This is a genomic window from Craterilacuibacter sinensis (assembly GCF_009831765.1).
Taxonomy (GTDB): Bacteria; Pseudomonadota; Gammaproteobacteria; order Burkholderiales; family Chromobacteriaceae; genus Craterilacuibacter; species Craterilacuibacter sinensis.
This window is the reverse complement of record NZ_WSSB01000011.1, coordinates 15,814-35,698: the sequence shown is the minus strand read 5'-3', so window position 1 is coordinate 35,698 and position 19,885 is coordinate 15,814. Positions and strand designations below refer to the sequence as shown.

Here is a 19,885-nt window from a genome sequence, read left to right as displayed (position 1 = left end):
AGATGACCGCACTTAATCTCAAGCTCACCCTCGGCCCCATCCTGTTTTTCTGGTCGCGCGACGAGGTATTCAAGTTTTATGAAGAAGCAGCCGGCTGGCCGCTGGACACGATATATCTGGGCGAAGCGGTGTGCTCGCGCCGCCAGCAACTGCGTACCAGCGACTGGATTACGCTGGCGCACCAGTTAGCCGATGCCGGCAAGGATGTCGTGCTCAGCTGCCAGGCACTGCTGGAGAGCGAATCCGACCTCAAGCGCCTGCGCAAGCTGGTGGAAAATGGCCGCGTGCGCCTCGAAGTCAACGATCTGGGCGCCGCCAAGCTGGCACGCGAATCCGGCATCCCCTTTGTCGCCGGCACTCATATGAATGTCTACAACAGCAGCACGCTGGCGCTGATGCAGCGCTTGGGCGCTTATCGCTGGCTGCCGCCGGTGGAGATGGATCGCAGCACGCTGGCCGCCATTTTAGCCACCCAGCCCGAACTTGAAACCGAGGTATTTGCCTGGGGCCGCCTGCCGCTGGCGTTTTCGGCGCGCTGCTTTACCGCGCGCCACTACAACCTGAAGAAAGACGACTGCCAGTTCAAATGCCTGGACTACCCGGACGGACTGCAGCTTGCCACCCGCGAGGGTGCCGGCTTTCTCTCCATCAACGGCATCCAGACCATGTCCGACGGTTGCCATGCCCTGCTGCCGCACTTAGCCGAAATGGACGCGATGGGAGTGACGGCGGTACGCGTCAGCCCGCAGTCAGCCCACACAGCCGAGGTGGTCGCGGCCTTTAGCGCCGTCATCGCCGGCACGCAAAGTGCAAACGCCTCCATGGAGAGCCTGAAAGGCAAACACGCCGGGGAGGCCGTTGACGGCTACTGGTGCGGAACCGCCGGCATTATCAATACAGGAGACACCTTGCATGCGAGTGCCTGACATCACCCTGCCGCCTATTATCGCCAGCATCGCCAGCAAGCTGCCGGCCACCCCGCCAACACTGGCCTTGGTCACGGCGCTTAACCAACTGGTCAAGCGCGGTGTACTGCCGGCCGAGATGGAGCTACTGGCCGGCAAGCGCTTTGAAGTGGATGTGCTGGACGCCGGCATCAAGCTGCGCTTCGCCGCCGACGAGGCCCGCTTTAGCGTGGACCAATCGACCCAGGCGCCGGACTTGCGCTTCGCCGCCAACCTCGCGGATTTGGCGCGCATGATGCTGCGCGAAGAAGACCCGGATACGCTGTTTTTCAACCGCAAGCTGGTGATCGAAGGCGACACCGAACTGGGGCTGATCGTGAAGAACCTGCTGGATAGCGTGGACTGGAGCGACACGCCGCTGGCACGGTTTATGGCGGTATAAGTACAAGGGAGTTGGGAGCGGGGAGAACACCCCGACTCCCAACTCCCATCGGCGGGTTACGGCCAGTGGCCTAAGCCGCCCTACGTCCTATCTTACGCAGGCCACTTCGCCAGCACATCGGAGTGGTTCGCCAGGCGCTCGACGATAAAGTCGACAAATACGCGGGTGCGCGGGGCGGTGTGTTCGCGGTGCGGGAAGCACAGGTAAATGGCCCGTTCGGTCGAAAGGAAGTCGAGCAATACCGGCTCCAGCTCGCCGCGGCGCATGGCATCGATCGCCTCATTGCCCGGCAACTGGGCAACACCCTGTCCCAGGCGCGCCAGCTCGGCCACCGCCTCAATCTCGTTCAGCGTGTAAGTGCCCGACACATCCAGCGGAATGCGCTCGCCATTACGCTCAAACTCCCACTTGGACAATCGCCCCGAAGTCGGAAACTGGAAGTTGATGCAATCATGCGTCGACAGCTCCTCCGGCGTTTGCGGCCGGCCATGCTTGTCCCAGTAAGCCGGCGTGGCCACGGTATACAAAGGAATATCGGCCAGATGGCGCGCCATCATGCGGCTGTCCGGCATCATGCCCTGACGGATACCGACATCGTAGCCGTCTTCGATCAGGTCGCTGAAATGGTCATCCAGCCCGAAAAATACGCGGATCTTGGGATAGAGCTGGCAGAACTCGCCCATCAAAGGCAGGATCAGCCGTCGGCCGAAGCTGTTGGGCATGCTGACGCGCAGATGGCCGGCCGGTTCATCCTGGCTGGCCTTGAGCTGGCTGATGGCATTGTCCAGATTATTGACCGGCCCTTTGCACTGCGCGTAAAAGCGCCGGCCATCTTCGGTCAGGGTCAGCTGGCGCGTGGTACGGTTAAACAGACGTACTTCCAGCTCCTGCTCCAGGCGGGCAATACTCTGACTGACCGCCGCCGGCGAAACGCCCATCTTGCGCGCTGCATCGGAAAAACTGCCATTTTCAGCAGTCGTCATGAACACCATAAGCGCCTTGAGCGTATCCATACTCTTATCCCTGTGCCTGAATGCCTGCAATTAACAATCTATTATTTAAAAAGGATAATCCAATTCCGCAAAATCTTAAATGCAAATTCCAAAAAAAACGCAACACGAATGTCATTAAACATAAAAACAACACTCCACAGCAGCATCCACCGGGCCTGACAATGGCTAGCCTGCATCGACTATCGCAGCGCCGACACTAGAGTCAAAACTCAAAACATTGATCCAGATCAAATGTCATTCGCAAAAACCACCACAGAATAGACCTTTTGCTCCATCGCTAAAGGTCTACGGCATGAACCCCAGCTTCTCTGCGCTCACCATCCGTCAGCGCAAACTCCTGCCCGTCGTACAAGGCGGCATGGGAGTCGGCATCTCGGCCCAAAGTCTGGCCGGTGCCGTGGCACACGAAAATGCCGTTGGAACCATCGCCAGTGTGGACTTGCGTCATCTGCACCCGGATCTTGTCGCCGCCTCCAGCAAGGCCAGCGGTGATGAGGAACTGAACCGGCTAAACCGGGTGGCGCTGGACAGGGAAATCAAAGGCGCACTGGCGCGTGCACAAGGCCGTGGCCTGATTGCCGTCAATGTCATGAAGGCGGTAGCCGACCATCCGGCACTGGTGCGTCAGGCTTGCGAGTCGGGCGCGCACGCCGTGGTCATGGGCGCGGGCCTGCCGCTGGATCTGCCGGAGATGACCGCCGATCACCCCGATGTGGCGCTGATCCCCATCCTGTCGGAGTCGCGCGGCATCGCCATTGTGCTCAAACGCTGGATGAAGAAAGGCCGTCTGCCCGACGCCATTGTGATCGAGCACCCCCACCACGCCGGCGGCCATCTGGGTGCGGCGCAGGTGGCCGATCTTGGCGACGAGCGTTTCAATTTCAAGCGGGTGCTGGAAGAAACCCAGCAGTTGTTCAAGACGCTGGAAATCGAACGCGAGCGTATTCCGCTCATCGTCGCCGGCGGCATGAGCCATTTTGCCAAGGTCAGAACGGCGCTCACCGAATGGGGCGCATCGGCGGTGCAGATCGGTACCGCTTTTGCCGTGACCCATGAAGGCGATGCGCACGACAACTTCAAGCGCACGCTGGCCCAGGCCAAGGATGAGGATATTGTCGAGTTCATGTCGGTGGCGGGCCTGCCCGCGCGCGGCGTGCTCACGCCATGGCTGAAAAGCTATATCAAGCGTCTGGACAAACTGCAGGCCAATGCCAAGGCCGATCCGGCACGCTGCACGCAGGCGCTCAACTGCCTGTCGGTCTGCGGATTGCGCGATGGTCTGTCCAAAGCCGGCCAGTTCTGCATCGACCTCAAGCTCTCCGCCGCTTATCGCGGTGAAGTCAGCAAGGGTCTGTTCTTCCGCGGCAAGGATCCGCTGCCGTTTGGCGAACAGATGCGCAGCGCACGCGAAACCATCGAGTATCTGATGACAGGACGCAAGCCTGTCGGCGTGTAACTGCCTCGCACTCAGGCCGGGCGGGCCCCATCTCGCCCGGCGCCGCGACACGGCAACACTCCCCGCTTTCCCCTCTCTCCGTTACACTGCCTGCATGAATGCATTTACCAGTTGCAACCCGGCCACCGGCGAGGTGGCCTTTACCCGTGGCGCGTGGCAGGGCGAAGCGCTGAATCTTTGTATTGCCGCGCTTAAGCGCGCACGCCCGGCGTGGGCGGCGCTTTCGTGCGAAGCGCGCGCGGCGCGTTTGCTGCGCGTGGCCGAGGCACTGGAGCATGAACGCACCGCGCTGGCGGCGCTGGTGACGCTGGAAGTGGGTAAACGCACCAGCGAATGTCTGGCCGAAATCGACAAATCGGCGCAGCTGATCCGCTATTACGCCGAACTGGCACCGCGCCTGCTGGCCCCGCAAAACATCCCGACCCAGGCCAGTGCCAGTGGCGTCAGCTTCGAGGCGCTGGGCCTGGTGCTGGCCATCATGCCTTGGAACTACCCGGTATGGCAGGTACTGCGCTTTGCCATTCCTGCCCTGATGTCGGGCAATGCCTGTCTGGTCAAACCGGCGCCTTCGGTGCCTTTATCTACGCAAAAGCTGCTGGACATCGTGCGCGGCAGCGGGCTTGAGGTCTTCGATGTAGCGTGGATCAGCCACGACGAAGTGGAAGACGCCATCCGCGCGGCAGATGCGGTGGCCTTTACCGGCTCGACCGGCACCGGCCGCCTTGTCGCCGCCGCCGCCGGGCGCCATCTCAAGAAAAGCGTACTGGAGCTGGGCGGCAGCAACCCGTTTATCGTGCTGGCCGATGCCGATGTGGATGAAGCCGCCTTCGAGGCGGCACACTCGCGCTTTCGCGACGCCGGCCAAAGCTGCAATGCCGCCAAACGCATGATTGTCGTGCCCGAAATCGCCGATGCCTTTGCCGAACGCTTCAGCCGCCACGCGCGCGCGCTGGTGATGGGAGAGCCGCGCGATACGGCCACCACCCTGGGGCCGCTGGCGCGCGCCGATTTGCGCGAAGCCTTGCACGCCCAGGTGCTGGATGCCGTTTCCCACGGCGCGCAACTGCTATGCGGCGGGGTGATGCCAAGCGGCGCCGGCTTCTTTTATCCGGCTACCGTACTGGATAGTGTCAACGCAAACTGCCGGGTATGGCACGAAGAAGTATTCGGTCCGGTCGCCAGCATCATCCGCGCACGCGACGAAGCCGACGCCATCCGCATCGCCAACGACACGCCTTATGGTCTGGGTGCCAGCATTTTCTCGGCCGATACCGCGCGGGCGCGGGCGCTGGGTGCCGACATCGAGGCGGGCAGCGTGTTTATCAACCGCTATACCAGCTCCGACTTGCGCCTGCCCTTTGGCGGAGTGAAATCATCCGGTTACGGGCGCGAATTGTCCGAGTTCGGTCTGTACGAGTTCGTCAATGTGAAAACATGGTGGCAAAAGTGAGGGCGCACACCCGACTCGCGCTCAGCGCCGAGCAGCAGGCCGTGCTCGATCACAGCGACGGCCATCTGCTGATCGAGGCGGCCGCCGGCAGCGGCAAGACCACCTTGCTCGCCCTGTTGGCGCTACAGCACGCGCATAGCGGCGGCAAAGTGCTGGCACTGACCTTTAGCCGTAGCGGCAAAGCCAGCTTGCAGCAACGCCTGGCCGAGCACGGCAGCCGCAGCGACGCCATCACAGTGCAGAGCTTTGACGAAGTGTGCATGGGCGAGGCCGGGCGCCTGCTGGCCGACGAGCGTCAGCTGGTGAAAAAAGACTGGGTACTGGAACATGTGCTGCCGCAGGTGGTAGCCGAGGTCAATCAGGCCATCGCCGGCAGCGACGAATTGCAGCTGCCGCAGGATGCGGCCAGCCTCACCGATTTGCTGGACACCTTCCAGAGCATCAAGCAAGGGCGGCTGGCGGCCTTGCTTGCCTATGAAGAAGACGCCGAAGTCATCGCCGGCACTTTGCAGCGCCCGCACGCGGTATGGCTGGCCTATCTCGCTTACGAAAACCGCCGGCGCACCCTGCGTCTGGAACGCTATACCGGCTTTCGCCTGATCGAAGACGCCTGCCACGACCTGATGGATGCGCTGGAGCAGGACCTGCTGCTCGCTCCCGGCCGTTTTAACGCATCCTGCCTGTTTATCGACGAATTTCACGACACCAGCCCCTTGCAGCTGGCGTGGCTACTGGCCTGGGGCGGACAGGTCGGCAAGCTGGTGGCGGTCGGCGACCGCGACCAGGTGCTGTATTCATGGCGCGGCGCCGATGCCGAAAGTGTGTTTGCCGGTTTTCGCCGCCAGCTCCCCAAGGTCACCGTACTGCCGCTGTCCGCCTCCTACCGCTTCGGCCCCTTGCTGGCCGCGCGCGTGCAGCCGCTACGCAGCCCGCGTCTGCCGGTGCTGGCCGGCGCCGGCTGCGCGACCGAAATCGAAGCGGCACACGGCCATCTGGCCCAAGTGCTGGCCGCCAACCCCTATCCGGCCGGCGACACGGCACTGATCGCGCGCGACCGTGGCCAGACCGTGGCGGCGCAACTGGCGCTGACCGAGGCCGGCATCCCGTTCTATACCCTGGATGGCTGGCCGTGCTGGCGCAATAGCGAAGGCATGCTGATCCAGGCGCTGGCCCAGCTGATAGCGCCGACATGGAGCGCGCAAAGCGCACAACAGAATGACCAGAAAAAGCTGCGCTACGAGCGCGAGCGGCGCGAGCGTCTGGCCCGGCGCCTGGTCACCCTGCCCGGCTGGTGCCTGAACGATAAGCGCCAGCGCGAACTGGGTGCCATGGTGGCCGAGTCGGGCGAACACTGGCCGCTGCTGGCGCAGTGGCTGACCGACTTGCCGCCGCCGGTGCATCCGGCCCAGCGCAGCCAGCTCCTGGCATTGCAACAGGCGCTGGCCACGCTGACAAGCCACAATGGCGATGCCAAGCTTGCCGATGCCTTGGCCGTGTTCTCCCGCGAAGCCCGCCTCTTGTCTACCCTGCGCGCCTATGCGCCATGGGGCGAGGCCCCCGATAGCCGGGTACAGGGCTGGCAGGCACTATGCCGCCATATCGCGCAACAGGGTTTTAGCGCAGCGCAATGGCTGGCTCGCTGCGAGCGCCTGAACTGGATGCACTGGAAAGCCGAACAGGATGCCGCCCAGGCGTTGGCCGTCGGCTCGGTTTTTCACGCCAAGGGCAAGCAATGGCCGCATGTCATCCTGACCGGCATGGACGAGCAAGCGTTTCCCCTGCCGGGCGCCCCCATGGCCGAGGAAAAACGCCGCGCCTATGTCGCGGCCACCCGCGCGCAAAACCAGCTGACCCTGCACTGCGCCGCCGAACAGGAACCGGGGCGGTTTTACCGCCTGCTGGCGGGAGAGGCAGGAAGCGGCGCATAAGCGCTGCCGGCCTCGCCTGCCACTCCCCGCCCTTGCACACAATAAAGAAGAATACCGAATGAAAACCCTGCTCTGCTGCCTGACGCTGCTGGTCGTCGCGCTCTACTATGGCGTGCTCGCCTATGCGCCAGGCCTGCTAGCCGGACGCTTAGCCGGCTGGCCGCTGTCCATCCTGTTTGCGCTGGCGGCGTTTGCCGCGCTGTTTGCCATCACCTTGTTTGCCGCCCTGCGCCGGGATGACACGCCATGAGCGCGGCGCTACTGTTTTTCCTGCCGCTGGTCGTGCTCACGCTTGCCATCTGCCATCTGGCGGCACGGCGCAGCCAGTCTGCCGGTGATTTTTTCAGCGCCGGCAACCGCATCGGGCCATGGCAAAATGCCTTGGCACTGGCCGGCGACTATCTGTCGGCGGCGGCTTTTCTTGGCGCGGCCGGTCTCTACTTCGCCGCAGGTTACGACTCGCTGGTTTACGCGGTCGGTACGCTGGCCGGCTGGCCGCTATTGATGCTGCTGCTAGCCGGCAAGCTGCGCCAGCTTGGCTGCTTTACCGTGAGCGATGTGCTGGCGCAACGCTTTGCCAGCCGCAGGCTGCGCGCGCTCAGTGCCACAAGTTCGCTGCTGGTGACGCTGTTTTATCTGATTGTGCAGATGGTGGGCGCAGGCAAGCTGATCGAACTGCTGTTCGGCCTGCCTTATCTGGCGGCGGTGGCGCTGGTGGCGCTGCTGATGGTGGGCTATGTCGCCATCGGCGGCATGCTGGCCACGACCTGGGTGCAGATGATCAAGGCGGTGCTCTTGCTATTGTGTGGTGCCATGCTGGCATGGGGCGTGCTCGCCCAGTTCGGCTTTAGCGCACCGGCCTTGTTTGATGCGGCGACGAGACTGCGCGGCGACGCCATCCTGCTGCCGGGTGCGGCACTGTCCGACCCGGTGGAGGTACTGTCGCTGGGGCTGGGGCTGACACTGGGCCTGTTGGGGTTGCCACATGTACTGATGCGTTTTCTGACCGTGCCTGACGCCCGCGCCGCACGGCGCTCGGCGGCCATCGCCACCTTGCTGGTGGGCGGCTTTTTCTGCCTCAACATCCTGATAGGTTATGGCGCCATCGCGCTCTTGCCCGCTCACCCTGCATTTTTTGACGCAGGCGGTAAACTGCTAGGCGGCGGCAATATGGCGGCGCTGCATCTGGCCGGCTTGCTAGGCGGTGCGCCCTTAGCCGGACTGGTCGCTGCCGTGGCCTTTGCCACCATTCTCGCCGTGGTGTCCGGGCTGACACTGGCCGGCGCGGCGGCGATCAGCCATGATTTGTGGGCCGGCTTGCACAGCCGAACGGTCAGCGCCGCCGAAAAGAAAGCTGTGTCGCGCTATGCCGCACTGGCGCTGGGCCTGCTGGCGGTACTGCTCTCGACGCTGTTCCAGCAGCAGAATATCGCCTTTGTGATGGGGCTGGCCTTTGCCATTGCCGCCTCGGCCAACTTCCCGGTGCTGCTGCTGGCTTTATACTGGCGCGGGCTGACCGAACAAGGCGCGCTGGCTTGCGCCGCTAGCGGCATACTCGCCTCCGGCGTGCTGATTGTGCTGGGCCCGGCTGTCTGGGTCGCGGTACTGGGCTTTGACAGGCCGCTCTTTCCCTGGGCGAGCCCCGCGCTCTTTGCCGTGCCGCTGGCTTTTGCCGCCGGCGTTCTGGGCTCGCAGCGCCGCGCCCTTTTCCGCAAAGTAAAACCACAATGAACGACTTGATTCACCGCCTGGCCGAAATCGTCGGCCCGACCCATGTCCTGACCCAGGACGGCGACACCGCCCCCTATCTCACCGACTGGCGCGGCCGTTATCACGGCCGTTGCGTGGCCGTCGTTGCACCGGCCTCCACCGCCGAAGTCGCCGCGCTGGTCAGGCTGTGCGCCGCACGCCATATCGCCATCGTGCCGCAAGGCGGCAATACCTCGACCTGCGGCGCGGCCACGCCGGATACGTCCGGCCTGCAACTGGTGCTGTCGCTTGCACGCATGCAAGGGATACGCGACATCGACTGCGCCAATAATTCGATCACGGTCGAAGCCGGCGCTACGCTGGCATCTGTCCAGACGGCGGCGCGCGAGGCCAGCCGCCTGTTTCCGCTGTCGCTGGCATCCGAGGGCAGCTGCCAGATCGGCGGCAATCTCTCGACCAACGCCGGCGGTCTGGCCGTGCTGCGCTACGGCACCATGCGCGAACTGTGTCTGGGACTGGAAGTGGTACTGGCTGACGGGCGGGTATTGCATGCGCTGTCAGGCCTCAGAAAAGACAGCAGCGGGCTGGATGTGAAGCAGCTGTTTATCGGCGCCGAAGGGCAGCTGGGCATCATCACCGCCGCCACCCTCAAGCTGTTCCCCCTGCCTGATGCCAGCGCCACCGCCTGGATCGGGGTCGATAGCGCCGACACCGCCATTCACTGGCTGGGGGCGCTCAGGCAGGCGTTCGGCGACCGCCTGACCAGTTTCGAGATCCTGTCCGAGCCGTGCCAGCGCCTGCTGGACAAGCATCAAGCGGGGCGGCTGCCGTTTATCGCGCCGTGGGCCTTGCTGATCGAACTGTCGGATGCCGGCGATAGCGCCGAACTGGGCGAGCGCCTGACGATGTGGCTGGCAGAGCAGCAGATGGTGGATGGCGTAATCGCGCAAAGCGAGGCGGAGCGCCTGAAGCTGTGGCAGTTGCGCGAAGACATGTCGGAAACGCAGAAAAAAGAAGGCGCCAGCATCAAGCACGATATCGGTGTACCCAGCTCCGCCATTGCCGCCTTTATCGCTGCTTGCGGCGATGCCCTGCAGGCGGCCTTTCCCGGCTGCCGCATCATGGTGTTCGGCCATGCCGGCGACGGCAACCTGCATTACAACGTCAGCCATACCCGCACGGATAACGCGGCCCTGTTCGATGACGAAGCTGCGGTTAATGCCATCGTCTACGATCAGGTTGCACACTACGGCGGCACGCTTGCCGCCGAACACGGCGTCGGCCAGCTCAAGGGGGCTTGGCTCGCGCGCTACAAGGACCCGGTGGCGCTCTCTATCATGCGCAGCATGAAACAGGCGCTGGACCCGCAAGGGCTGATGAACCCGGGCAAGTGGCTAAGCCAGATCTAGCCGGTAGGCGGGCAAACGCCCGCCTGAATGCTAGACCCTGAATTTGCCGAAACGGCTGTCCATCTGCCCGGCCAGAGAGGAGAGCCGCGACAGGGTCGCGTTCACATCCTGCAAGGCATCCTCGTTGGCCACAATGCGGTTATTGATTGCTTCAGTACTCTGCGCAATCGCACCGGACGCCTGATGCTGCTCGCTGGTCGAGCTGGAGATCTCGCTCATGCGCTGCAATACCTGCCGCATGGAGTCACGTACACTCTGGATACGCGCGGCGGCTTCTTCGGTGCGCGCTGAACTCTGATCGACCACGCTGAGCGTACCTTGCACATCATCGACCGCACGTCTCGCCTCGTCACGGATAGCGCCGACCTTGCTGCTGATTTCCTGAGTGGCACTGGCGGTGCGCTCGGCCAGCTTGCGCACCTCGTCCGCCACCACCGCAAAGCCGCGCCCCTGTTCGCCGGCACGCGCCGCCTCGATCGCAGCGTTCAGCGCCAACAGATTGGTCTGGTCAGCGATATCGCGAATCACGCCGGTAATGCCGGAAATCTCCTGCGAGCGCCGGTCCAGCCCGGCCAGCATGGCCTCCAGACTGCGTACCGAACCCAGCGTATTTTCCATATCGTCCGACAGCGCATGAATGCCGTCGGCACAGGACTCCAGCTCCTGTCCGGTCGCCTTCACCAGCAAGTCGGCCTGACCTGCACCGTCGGCGATCTGCGAAATGCTCACACCCAGTTGCTCCAGCGTGGCGGCGTTGGCTGTCGAAACTTCGGCCATCTGGCTGGCACCGGTCGCCACTTCGCCCACCCGGTGACTGGCATCCGCCACGCCGCCGACCACCTGTGCGGCCTCTGCACGCAACTGGGAAAACAGCTCGCCCAGTTGCCCGGTAAAACGATTAAAGGCCTGCGCTGTCTGGCTGATCTCGTCATTGCCATCCACCGCCAGCTTGCGTGTCAAATCCGCCTCGCCACTGGCCATCCCGACCATCGCATCGCGCAAGCGTGTCAGCCCGGCCAGCATCCGCCCCTGCACCAGACCTGACAGCGGCAGCATCAACAGGAAAGCCCCCAGTGTGAAAGCCCCCAGTGTCAACAGCAGCTTGTTTAGCGGCGCCAGCACCAGCGACTTCTCGCTCAGCACAACAATGCTCCAGTTCAGCGCTTCCAGCCGCGTCACCGAAGCTAGCATGGCCTTGCCGCCGACCTCGACCTCCACCAGTTCATGGCTGCCGCTGGCGGCCTGCATCGCGGCATTGTCCAGCGCCGGCACCAGTGTTGTCAGCGGCTGGGTCACCAGCGTCTTGTCCGGAGCCGAGATCAGTTTGCCCTTGCTGTCCACCAGCAGGCTGTAACCATTGCCGCCTACCGGCAGGGTCGCCAGCGTGCGCGTCAGTTCGGTCATCGAAATATCGCCGGCCAGCACGCCGCCATTGCTGCCCGGCAAGGGAATGGCCACCGTGAGCACGATAGCCTTGGTGTCGGCGTCGATATAGGGATCGGTCATCACCAGTTTTCCCGCTGCCACGGCCTGCTGATACCAGGCCCGGCTGGTGACGGAGTAGTCGGCAGGTGGCATCCAGCCCGAAGCGAACAGCGCCTTGTTATCGGAAAAACCGGCATACAGATCGATAAAGCGCCCCTCCTGCATGCCCTGCGTCAGGAACCACTGCGGATCACGGCCCAGCATATTGATTTCATTGTCGAAGCGCTGCGAGCGCCCCTTGAGCACGCTCTGCTTGTCCCGGGCCCAGTCGCCAATCAGGATAGACTGCCCCTTGAGCGTGGTGTTCTGTTCACTGGCAATACCTTGCAACGCCATGGTACGGACCTGGACAAAAACGATGGCAAACAGCAGCACGGCAAATCCTGCCAGCAGCAAGGCATTAAAGCCTATGATTCGCGCCTTGAGTGAACGCATGGAGCTCCCCTTTAGTTGTTGGCGCCTCGAGCCGGACGCTTGCTGCGGATTATGTATTTGATATACATATCAGGCAATAAAAATGACGTATAAGCAAAACTGGAAGTGCCATCACACTTGATCCACAATAAATGCCTGAAACCAATAGATAGGAATGAGCATGGCAACGCGCAGCCTGGCCGAGATCATCGTCGGGGAATGGTGGAACCGGCGCCAGCAGCATGTGGATCAGGCCGAGGTCGATCGCAGTATGGTCGAAAACGGCCTGCTGACCCCGGCCTATATCTTTCTGGTGTTCATTTCCTGCGCCATTGCCACGCTGGGCCTGTTACTGGACTCGGCCGCGGTAGTGATAGGCGCGATGCTGATCGCGCCTTTGATGGGGCCGATCAACCTGCTGGGCTATTCGATCGCCAAGACCAATCTGGCCTACGGCAAGCAGGCGGCGCTGGCACTGGGCTTTGGCGTGGTGGCGGCACTGGTGACCAGCTACACCATCGTCAATTTCTCGCCTTTTATTCCGCCCACCGCGCAGATCCTCGCGCGCACCAATCCCAACTTCTTCGACCTGCTGGTGGCCGTCTTCTCGGGAATGGTCGCCGGCTTTGCCATCATCCGCCAGCAAGGCGGCACCTTTGCCGGCGTGGCGATTGCCACCGCGCTGATGCCGCCGCTGGCAACCAGCGGCTACGGCTGGGCCAATGCCTCGTGGGACATTTTCTCCGGCGCGTTTTTGCTGTTTCTGACCAATATGCTGGCGATCGCCTTCTCGGTGACGGGTGTGTCGCTGTGGTATGGGCTGGGCAAATGGCCCAGCGGCAAGGCGCTGGCATGGCGTGGCGGCGTCGCGCTGTTCGTGCTGGCACTGCTGTCCATTCCGCTGGTCAAGACACTGAACAGCTCGGTCAGCCAGGCCATTTTATCCAAGCAGGTGCAAGATACGGTCAATAGTGCACTGCCGGCCAGCGACACCATCCAGCAGCTCAAGGTGCTGTCGCCACCGGGCAAGCAGGGGGCCGAAGTCAATCTGGTGGTGCTGACACGCAGTTTTGATGCCGGTCTGGAACAAAAACTGAATACCCTGCTCGATGCGCGCTTCGGCAAGGATAGCCGGCTGACGCTGGACCAGATTGTCGCCAACACCAATGCGCTGGATCTGGATCGGCGCATCAGCGCACAACTGGGCAAGCTGGCACAGAGTCAGCAACAGCAAATGGACAGCCGCAAGGCACCGCTGGCCATCAGGAACACCATTATTGCCGGCATCCCCGCGCGCATAGGCCAGCTGTTTATCGACGAAAATACCCGGGAAATCAGCGCCTATATCGCCCCGGCGGGCGGGCTATCACTGGCAGATTTGCAAAATGCCGAGATCACGCTCAGTGCCCGGCTCAGCGGCTGGCAGCTACAGATCATTCCGCCACCGATGCCGCTACCGGTACAGAATTTTGCCGAAAATAGTGCCGAGCTGAACGCAGAATCCAGCCGGACACTGGTCAGCAGCGCCTGGGCACTCAAACGCTGGGGCATCGCCCGAGTCGTACTCACCGGCCATGCCAGCCTGAACGAAGATGGCCGCGGCACGCGCGCACTGGCACAAGCCCGCGTGGCCACCATAGCCACGGCGCTGCAACGCCACGATATCGACAGCCAAAAACAAACCGCCTACCCCATGGCGGGGCAGGCGGTGATCGAACGCGAACAAGGGAAAGCAGCCCTGCGCAGCGTTTACCTGACGCTGGGGCCGACCGGCCCGTAAGGCTTACAGTTTAAAGCGGCCAAATTCGGCATCCATCTTGCCGGCGGTGCTATTCAGGCCCTGCAAGGTGGCGCTGACATCCTGCAGTACCGCATCATTCTCCAGTACACGGCCGTTGATCTGCTCGGTGCTTTGCGCGATCAGGGTGGTCGCATGCTGCTGCTCGCTGGTCGAATGGCTGATTTCTTTCATCTTGTCGACGACACCACTCATCGACAGGCGGATCTTGCCAATCTGCCCGACCGCCTCGCGGGTCACGCTGACCCCGTTTTCCACCGCATCTACCGTCTTATTGACGTCGCCCACCGCCTGTGCCGTTTCGCTGCGAATGGCGCCGACCATCGTGGCAATTTCCTGCGTGGCCTGCGTGGTGCGCTCCGCCAGCTTGCGTACCTCATCCGCCACCACGGCAAAACCCCGTCCCTGCTCGCCTGCACGCGCCGCCTCGATCGCGGCATTCAGTGCCAGCAGATTGGTCTGGTCTGCGATATCGCGTATCACATGGGTAATGCCGGAAATATCCTGCGAGCGGGTATTGAGCGATGCCAGCATGGTTTCCAGTGCCCGCACCGAAGCCACCGTGCCTTCCATGCCGCCGGACAGGCGCTCCATGCTCTGGGCGCTGTTTTCCAGCTCGTTACGCGTTTCGCACAGCAAGCTATCCGCCTCGCCGGCATTATCGGCAATATGGGTGATGCTGACCGTGATCTGCTCCAGCGTCGCGGCATTGGCACTGGAGACATCGGACAGTTCGCGCGAACTCACCGCCACTTTGCCGACCAGGCCGCTGGCCTCCCCGACACCACCCACCACCGTGGTGGCATTCTGGCGCAAGCCGCCAAACAGCTGGTTCAGGCGCAGAATAAAGGCATTGAAAGCGGCAGCAGTCTGGGCAATTTCATCCTGCCCATGTACCGGCAGCGTCAGTGTCAGGTCGGCATCGCCCTGCGAGATTTCCACCATCGCGTCCTTGAGGCCACCCAAACCTGCGAGCATGCGCCCGACCAGCCCTGAAGCCAGCGGCACCATCAGCAGCAAAGCCAGTACGGCAAAACCGGTGACGCTGACCAGCAGATCATCCAATGGCGCTTCCGTCACCGCCAGCGGCACGGCCACCCCGACATACCAGTTGGTACCATCAATGGCCTGGATGGCATAGCGCATGTCCTGCCCGCCGATCTCGGCCTCTTGAGCCTGGTTTGCCGCAGCAACTTCGACGATGCGTTCCTTAGTCAGCTCGGGGGCGACCGACCTGATGTCTTTGAGCACCAGTTCAGCTTGTGGATGGGCAATCAGCTTGCCGTCGCCATCGACGATAAAGCTGTAGCCCCCCCCGCGCACCTTATCGCCGATGACCGCCTTGACCAGACCGTCAACGAAGATGTCACCCGCGATCACGCCGCCAAACTGGCCGCCTGTATTAAAGGGCACGGCTATGGTTACGGTCAGTTTCTTGCTCGCCTCGTCCACATAAGGCGCGGTGACGATAGGCTTGCCGACTGCGCGCGCCTGCTTGAACCAGTCGCGGTTGGTAATACTGTAATCGGCAGGCGCAACCCATTCATCGGAAAACAGCGAACGCCCATCGGCGAAGCCGACATAATTAACAACGAAGCCCCCTCCCGCCGCACCCTGCTTCAGGCCGCGCAAGGCATCAGGCTGCAATATTGTCTGCGTCTGAGCGCTTAGCTGGCTTTTCTTGTCGGCAACCCAGTTTTCGATAAAGTTACTCTGCCCATCGACCCTGGCATCGAACTCGAAATCGGTACTCTGGTTGATGGTACTGTGCATCTGTGTATATGCCACCGAAACCAGTATCAGCGTCAGCAACAGCATGAATAGCGCGGTTAGCGCCATAAGTTTTGATTTCAATGATTTCATCAGATTCTCTATGCAGTTTTACCACGACCCCAGGTACACGGTTTTACGAGCGGCAGGGGAGTCGGCCAAAGCCATTTTCAGAACAAATACCCGAAATCAATCATATGCTAATATATTTGCAATATCAAATACTCTGATTTTTAAATAAAAACTCAGAGCCTATTCGCAGGGAAAATGCCGGCCTGCCACATGCAGCGGGCAAAAAAAATCCCCTGCCGGATAAGGACAGGGGCCAACACGAGGAAGAAACATCTTGCCGGCGAACCGGCCGGATGCTTCGAGGGGCTAACACCACAAAAAAACCATCAGGCTTCCGTGTGAAGCTTTACTCTAACGTAATTGTTCTAAATCTTCAATATATTACGAAAGAATATTCGCTTGCACATAGCACTTACCACTTATACGAACTGAACTGTTCGCGCAGCTTCATTTTTTGTAACTTACCGGTCGCGGTATGTGGCAACTCATCGACAAAGGCGACATCATCCGGTGTCCACCACTTGGCGATCTTGCCTTCATAAAAACCGATCAGCTCGTCGCGCGTCGCGCTCATGCCTTCTTTCAGTACCACCACCATCAGCGGGCGCTCGTCCCACTTCGGATGAATGATGCCGATGGCGGCGGCCTCGGCGACAGCCGGGTGACCGACCAGAATATTCTCCAGATCGATGGAGCTGATCCACTCGCCGCCGGACTTGATCACGTCCTTGGTGCGGTCGGTAATCTTCATGTAGCCGTCGGTATCGATATTCACCACATCGCCGGTATTGAACCAGCCGTCGGCGGTATGGTTATCGTCCAGCTCGCGACGGAAGTATTGCGACAACACCCACGAGCCCTTGACCTGCAGATTACCGAAGGCCTTGCCGTCGTGCGGCAGCGGCTGGTTTTCATCGTCGACGATACGGATTTTCACGCCATAGATAGGACGACCCTGCTTGCCCTGCAGATGGCGCAAGGTCGCGATATCACAACCGTTGTGCTTGAACTTGGGGGTGCTGGTGGTGCCGCATGGCGACAGCTCGGTCATGCCCCACAACTGGCGCACTTCGGCGCCGTGTTCGGCCAACTGGTCAACCATGGATTCGGGGGCGGCCGAACCGCCGATGACTACGCGCTTGAGGCTGTGTATTTTCAGATGATTGCGCTGGCAATGCTGCAGCAGCATCATCCAGATGGTCGGCACGCCGGCCGCCATGGTCACGCCCTCTTCTTCGATCAGCTCGTACAGATTGACGCCGTCCATCTTGGGGCCAGGCAGCACCAGCTTGGCGCCGTTCATCACGCAGCTATAAGGCAGACCCCAGCCGCTGACATGGAACATCGGCACCACCGGCATCACGGCGCTTTGTGCCGAGATATCCAGGCTGTCCGGCAGCGAGCTGGCGAAGGCGTGCAATACGGTCGAACGGTGCGAATACAGCACGCCCTTGGGGTGACCGGTCGTGCCCGAGGTGTAGCACAGGCTGGACGCAGTTTTTTCGTCGAATTCGGGCCAGTCCAGCTGGTCGCTATGGCTGTTTACCAGATCTTCATAGCAACGCAGATTAGGAATGGAGCTGTCCTTCGGCATATTGGCGCGGTCGGTCATCAACACGAAATGGCGCACCGAAGTCAGCTCGGAGGCGATCTGCTCGACAACTGGCAGGAAAGACAGGTCGAAGAACAGGGCCTGGTCTTCGGCATGATTAATGATGTAGCTGATCTGCTCGGGGAACAGGCGCGGATTGACGGTATGGCAGATCGCGCCAGAACCGGACACCGCGTAGTAAAGCTCAAGGTGGCGATAGCCGTTCCAGGCCAGCGTACCCACGCAGTCACCCATCTTGATTTCCAGCGACTTCAGCGCATTGGCCAGCTGACGCGAACGCTTACCCAGATCGCGGTAGGTATAGCGATGGATCGGGCCTTCTACTGTACGCGATACGATCTCGCTGTCCGCATGCCAGGTTTCGGCATGCACCAGCAGGTCCGAAATCAGCAAAGGCATTTCCATCATCTGTCCACGCAACATCATCTTGTTTTCCCCTCTATCAGTTCTGTTTGCTGCAATGCAAACAACATTAAGGCGGAAACCGAATGAATACTCCAATCACTTTTTCTGATGCAGTCGCTAAAGTTTTGCTGATATAGCCATGCCGCCAGCGTGGCATCTGCGCCAATCAGCCGGCAACCGGCCGCTTGGCCAGCATGCGCTGCAGGGTGCGCCGGTGCATCTTGAGCGAGCGTGCCGTCGCGGAAACATTGCCTTCATGCTCGGCCAGCACGCGCTGCAAATGCTCCCAGCTGATCCGTTTCAGCGACATCGGCATCTCGGCCAGTGCAAGGTCAGGGTTTGCCGCCTGCTGGCCGAAGGCCGCCAGAATGGCCTCGACTGCGGCCGGCTTGGCCAGATACTGTATCGCTCCCAGCTTGATGGCTTCAACGGCAGTGGCGATGCTGGCATAACCGGTCAGCACGACAATGGCGGCATCAGGCGCCGCCTCACGCAGTTGCGGCAATAGCTTAAGGCCGGAATCGCCGCCCAGATTCAAATCCAGCACGATGCGCGCAGGCTGCAACTGCATCGCCTGCTGCAACGCATCGCTGCCATTCGCAGCACAGGCAATGCTAAAGCCACGCCGCAGCAAAACGCGCATCAGCATGCGGCTGAAGGCCGCATCATCATCCACCAGCAAAAAATCGCTCACCCGGCCATCTCCATCAAAGGCAGGCGCAGCGTGGCACGCACACCGCCGGCCTGGTCATTACATAGCGTCAGGCTGCCACCCAGACGCGACAGGGTCACATGCGACAACAGCACACCGATCCCCATTCCGCCCGTCTTGCCCGAAGGCAGCATGGCGAGGCCGGCACGCTCCAGTTGCGCCTCGGACAGGCAGCCTTCCCGGTTAATGATGGTCAGTTGCAAGCTCCCCGCCGCCAAGGCCACCTCCAGCTCGACTTTGCCGCCACCGGCATCCGCCGCATTGTTCAGCAAATTAAACAAGGCGGCCCAGAAGCCGTTATCCAGCGCGAGAGCAGGTCCGCCGCTATGCCTGCCTTGCCAGCTCAAGACCACATCGGGGCGCAGCGCACGCCAGCCGGCAATGCGCGTAGCCAGCGCATCGAACAAGGGCAGGCATTCGCTGGCCGGCTCGGCATCATGCCGCAGCCGGGACAAGCCCTCGCGGCACTGCGCCAGTTGCTGGCGCATCAGCAGCAGATCTTCGGCCAGCTCGGGATCATCGGCATAGGCGTCCGACAGCTCGTCCGACAGCAGGCTTAGCGTCGCCAGCGGGGTAGACAGGGTATGGGCGGCACTGGCGGCCTGCACGCCCAATGCCACCAGTTGCTCGTTACGCAATTGCGCCTCGCGCGCGGCCGCAAGCGCAGCCTCGCGCCCGGCCAGCTCGCGCGACAGGCACGACACCACGCCGACAATCAGCATGACAGACAGGGCAAAAGTCAGCCACATACCGGCTAAATGCAGGGTAAAGGCGTAAGCCGCATCGCCACCGGCCACCGGCCATGGCAGGTGCCAGAAAAAAAGCCCGCCATAAGCCAGCAAAGACAGGCCACCCAGACCCCAGGCAAAACGCGCGGGCAACAATAAGGCAGCAAACAGAATGGGCGGCAGATAGAGCGAGGCCAACGGATTGGCCGCACCGCCGCTCAAAGCCAGAATTTCAGTCAGGACCAATACATCGGCCAGCAAACCCAAGGCCAACGCATGTATATGAAGCAGCGCAGTAAAAAGCCCATGCGCCAGCGCCAGATTGATGAGTGCCAGCGTCGCCAGCGCCTGTATGCACAAGCCCCACGGCAGGACTACGCCTTGCCAGAACAGCAGACCCAGCAATAAGGCGGCAGCCAGCAGCATCAGCCAGCGCAACTGGATCATGCGTTTGGCGGCATTGGTAAACAAGACAGGGGATAAGGGCACAGGCATGGCCACAACTTTACCATCAGCACCTGTGGGCGGCGAAGGCTGCGACAATTTGCCGCAAGCCTAAGCACATATCCTGGGCTT

15 protein-coding genes are annotated in these 19,885 nt (G+C 61.6%); 9 read left to right on the top strand and 6 right to left on the bottom strand.

All coding sequences use genetic code 11. The features are described 5' to 3' along the window. Positions 1-2: 2 nt before the first annotated feature. Positions 3-926, top strand: a complete 924-nt coding sequence (locus GQF02_RS12060) for a U32 family peptidase (RefSeq protein WP_160797462.1) — start codon at positions 3-5, stop codon at positions 924-926. Then, the gene (gene ubiT / locus GQF02_RS12055) at positions 913-1,347 is read left to right on the top strand and encodes a ubiquinone anaerobic biosynthesis accessory factor UbiT (RefSeq protein WP_160797460.1); all 435 of its coding nucleotides are present in this window, start codon (positions 913-915) and stop codon (positions 1,345-1,347) included. Before GQF02_RS12060 ends, ubiT begins: the two co-directional genes overlap by 14 nt. Positions 1,348-1,439: 92 nt before the next feature. Here ubiT and GQF02_RS12050 read toward each other — a convergent pair whose 3' ends face one another. Next, positions 1,440-2,360, bottom strand: coding sequence for a LysR family transcriptional regulator (locus GQF02_RS12050; RefSeq protein ID WP_160797458.1), 921 nt, complete (start codon positions 2,358-2,360; stop codon positions 1,440-1,442). 292 nt (positions 2,361-2,652) lie between these two features. On the opposite strand from GQF02_RS12050, the gene GQF02_RS12045 reads away from it, so the two are divergent. The 6 genes from GQF02_RS12045 (at position 2,653) to GQF02_RS12020 (ending at position 10,313) form a co-directional block, all read left to right on the top strand. Next, the gene (locus GQF02_RS12045; RefSeq protein WP_124735385.1) at positions 2,653-3,816 is read left to right on the top strand and encodes an NAD(P)H-dependent flavin oxidoreductase; all 1,164 of its coding nucleotides are present in this window, start codon (positions 2,653-2,655) and stop codon (positions 3,814-3,816) included. Positions 3,817-3,910: 94 nt separating this feature from the next. Then, positions 3,911-5,266, top strand: coding sequence for an aldehyde dehydrogenase family protein (locus tag GQF02_RS12040; protein ID WP_160797456.1), 1,356 nt, complete (start codon positions 3,911-3,913; stop codon positions 5,264-5,266). Continuing rightward, positions 5,251-7,194, top strand: coding sequence for a UvrD-helicase domain-containing protein (locus GQF02_RS12035; protein WP_220789457.1), 1,944 nt, complete (start codon positions 5,251-5,253; stop codon positions 7,192-7,194). Before GQF02_RS12040 ends, GQF02_RS12035 begins: the two co-directional genes overlap by 16 nt. A gap of 58 nt (positions 7,195-7,252) precedes the next feature. After that, on the top strand, positions 7,253-7,444 hold the full coding sequence (locus GQF02_RS12030; protein ID WP_160797452.1) for a hypothetical protein: 192 nt from the start codon (positions 7,253-7,255) through the stop codon (positions 7,442-7,444). Then, positions 7,441-8,925: a sodium:solute symporter family transporter gene (locus GQF02_RS12025; protein WP_160797450.1), complete on the top strand. Its 1,485-nt coding sequence runs from the start codon at positions 7,441-7,443 to the stop codon at positions 8,923-8,925. The genes GQF02_RS12030 and GQF02_RS12025 overlap by 4 nt, the downstream gene beginning before the upstream one ends. Next, entirely contained in the window at positions 8,922-10,313 is a 1,392-nt protein-coding gene (locus GQF02_RS12020) for an FAD-binding oxidoreductase (protein WP_160797448.1), read from the top strand. The genes GQF02_RS12025 and GQF02_RS12020 overlap by 4 nt, the downstream gene beginning before the upstream one ends. Positions 10,314-10,343: 30 nt before the next feature. On the opposite strand, the gene GQF02_RS12015 is transcribed toward GQF02_RS12020, so the two are convergent. Next, the gene (locus GQF02_RS12015) at positions 10,344-12,233 is read right to left on the bottom strand and encodes a methyl-accepting chemotaxis protein (protein WP_160797446.1); all 1,890 of its coding nucleotides are present in this window, start codon (positions 12,231-12,233) and stop codon (positions 10,344-10,346) included. A 160-nt stretch (positions 12,234-12,393) separates the two neighbouring features. Between GQF02_RS12015 and GQF02_RS12010 the strand changes: the two genes are divergently transcribed. Beyond that, complete coding sequence (locus GQF02_RS12010; protein WP_160797444.1) at positions 12,394-13,992, top strand: DUF389 domain-containing protein; 1,599 nt, start codon at positions 12,394-12,396, stop codon at positions 13,990-13,992. A gap of 3 nt (positions 13,993-13,995) precedes the next feature. Here GQF02_RS12010 and GQF02_RS12005 read toward each other — a convergent pair whose 3' ends face one another. From GQF02_RS12005 to GQF02_RS11990, 4 genes are all read right to left on the bottom strand, one after another. After that, entirely contained in the window at positions 13,996-15,873 is a 1,878-nt protein-coding gene (locus GQF02_RS12005) for a methyl-accepting chemotaxis protein (RefSeq protein ID WP_160797442.1), read from the bottom strand. A gap of 391 nt (positions 15,874-16,264) precedes the next feature. Then, positions 16,265-17,890 carry a 3-(methylthio)propionyl-CoA ligase gene (locus GQF02_RS12000; RefSeq protein ID WP_160797440.1) on the bottom strand — a complete coding sequence of 542 codons (1,626 nt, stop codon included), beginning with the start codon at positions 17,888-17,890 and terminating at the stop codon, positions 16,265-16,267. Positions 17,891-18,035: 145 nt separating this feature from the next. After that, positions 18,036-18,563 (bottom strand): response regulator transcription factor, encoded by a 528-nt coding sequence (locus GQF02_RS11995; protein WP_160797438.1) that lies wholly within the window; start codon positions 18,561-18,563, stop codon positions 18,036-18,038. Beyond that, positions 18,560-19,798 (bottom strand): ATP-binding protein, encoded by a 1,239-nt coding sequence (locus GQF02_RS11990; protein ID WP_328698617.1) that lies wholly within the window; start codon positions 19,796-19,798, stop codon positions 18,560-18,562. The genes GQF02_RS11995 and GQF02_RS11990 overlap by 4 nt, the downstream gene beginning before the upstream one ends. Positions 19,799-19,885: the final 87 nt, after the last annotated feature.